The organism is Methylobacterium sp. WL103 (genome assembly GCF_008039885.1).
In the GTDB taxonomy this organism is placed as follows: domain Bacteria; phylum Pseudomonadota; class Alphaproteobacteria; order Rhizobiales; family Beijerinckiaceae; genus Methylobacterium; species Methylobacterium cerastii.
Map to the genome: position 1 here is coordinate 1 of NZ_VRUX01000726.1, position 1864 is coordinate 1864.

Here is a 1864-nt window from a genome sequence, read left to right on the forward strand (position 1 = left end):
CTCGTCGCCTGCGCCGGCCTGGGCGCCTGCAACACCGTCGACCGGCTCTCGAACGTCGGGGCGCAGCCGGCGCTCTCGGCGATCGAGGACCCGACCGCCCAGGCCGGTTACAAGCCTGTCCGCCTGCCGATGCCCGACGTGCAGCCGGTCTCGTATGCGCCGAACTCCCTGTGGCGGACCGGCTCGCGCGCCTTCTTCAAGGACCAGCGCGCCGCGCGGATCGGCGACCTCGTCACCGTGAAGGTGAACGTCACCGACCAGGCCAACATCTCCAACGAGACCAAGCGCTCGCGCAGCAACACCGAGAACTTCGGCCTGCCGAACGCCGGCGGCCTGGAGAAGAATGCCGCGGTGCTCGCCGCCGGCGTCTCGCCCGACAAGCTGCTCGCCGCCACGTCCAGCTCCTCCAACGACGGCGTCGGGTCGGTCCAGCGCAACGAGACCGTGTCGACCAACGTCGCCGCCATCGTCACGCAGGTTTTGCCGAACGGCAACCTCGTGGTCGAGGGCAAGCAGGAGATCCGGATCAACTTCGAGGTGCGCGAACTCGTCGTGGCCGGCGTGGTCCGCCCGGAGGACATCGAGTCGGACAACACCATCGAATCGACGAAGATCGCGCAGGCCCGCATCGCCTATGGCGGCCGCGGCCAGATCACCGACGTCCAACAGCCGCGCTACGGCCAGCAGATCGTCGACATCCTGCTGCCGTTCTGATCGCCAGCGAGACGATCAGGTGGGCGCGATCATGTGTGCTCGGTGCCGGGCCGGTTCGGGCGCGGCGCCTCGCCATGGTTCGCGACGAAGGCGGAGCGGCTGGAGTCGTGCTTCTTCTGCGCGACGCGCGTGCGCTGCCAGACGGCGATCACCGTCGCGACCACGATGGTCCCGATGGCGAGGACCGGAATCAGAACATCGTTGCTCATGGAGGTGCCTTCCGATGATGTCATCGGATCAAGCACCGTCGAGCCCGTCGGTTCCGGGGCTCGACGTCGCATCTCGGGCAGTCCGGACCAGTCGAGACGGCGCTGTTACTGGACAAACCGATGCCGCATCGCAACAAAACTCAGTCGTCGCGGTAGACGCGCTCGCGGCGTTCGTGGCGCTCCTGCGCCTCCAGCGACAGCGTCGCGATCGGTCGTGCATCGAGCCGGCGCAGCGAGATCGGCTCGCCGGTCTCCTCGCAATAGCCGTAGGACCGGTCCTCGATCCGTGCCAGCGCCGCGTCGATCTTGCCGGTGAGCTTGCGCTGCCGGTCGCGGGCCCGCAGCTCGATCGCCCGGTCGGTCTCCGAGGAGGCGCGGTCCGCGAGGTCGGGGTGGTTCTCGTTCTCGCTCTGCAACGCAACGAGGGTGTCCTGCGCCTCGCGCAGGATGTCGCTCTTCCAGCCGAGCAGCTTGCGCCGAAAATACTCGCGCTGACGCTCGTTCATGAAGGGCTCGTCGTCGGACGGAACGTAGCCGTCCTCCAGCGTCACCTTCGCCATTCGTCGCCCTTCCATAGTCCCGTACGGCCGGTCCGCGGCGATCATTGCCTGCCGTATAGTCGAGGTGGATTGCTGCTACAACGCACCCACGTGCCGACGTCCGCACCTGCACGCGCTGCGCCAATTGATGCGGCAAAGACGCCACGGTGCGCGGCGACGAATCGAGATTGATGTGCTCAACCCGGGATCGCCGGCCGAGCCCGCAGGCGATTGACCGCCGCGGCGATGGTGTCGGCGAGCGGCCGGGCGACCGGGAGCCGGTAATGGCTCAGGTCGAAGAACAGCGCGTCGTCGTGCGATTCGGGGGTGTCGCGGCGCTCGTCGAGCACGGCGCTGCGCGGGTGCGACGCCAGCGCCGCCGCGATCGCGGCCTTGCAGGCC

The 1864-nt window shown here is 68.3% G+C and carries 3 protein-coding genes and 1 pseudogene; 1 reads left to right on the top strand and 3 read right to left on the bottom strand.

Features of this window, described 5'->3' with window-relative positions; genetic code table 11:
- A partial coding sequence (flgH, locus tag FV222_RS24705; RefSeq protein WP_147815882.1) for a flagellar basal body L-ring protein FlgH occupies positions 1 to 714 on the top strand: 714 nt, incomplete at its 5' end.
- A 29-nt stretch (positions 715 to 743) separates the two neighbouring features.
- Here flgH and FV222_RS24710 read toward each other — a convergent pair.
- From FV222_RS24710 to FV222_RS30095, 3 genes and pseudogenes are all read right to left on the bottom strand, one after another.
- Complete coding sequence (locus FV222_RS24710; protein ID WP_147764536.1) at positions 744 to 923, bottom strand: hypothetical protein; 180 nt, start codon at positions 921 to 923, stop codon at positions 744 to 746.
- 140 nt (positions 924 to 1063) lie between these two features.
- Positions 1064 to 1483, bottom strand: coding sequence for an RNA polymerase-binding protein DksA (gene dksA / locus FV222_RS24715; protein WP_147728054.1), 420 nt, complete (start codon positions 1481 to 1483; stop codon positions 1064 to 1066).
- Between the two features lie 176 nt (positions 1484 to 1659).
- A pseudogene (locus FV222_RS30095) lies at positions 1660 to 1864 on the bottom strand (hypothetical protein); the annotation flags it as partial.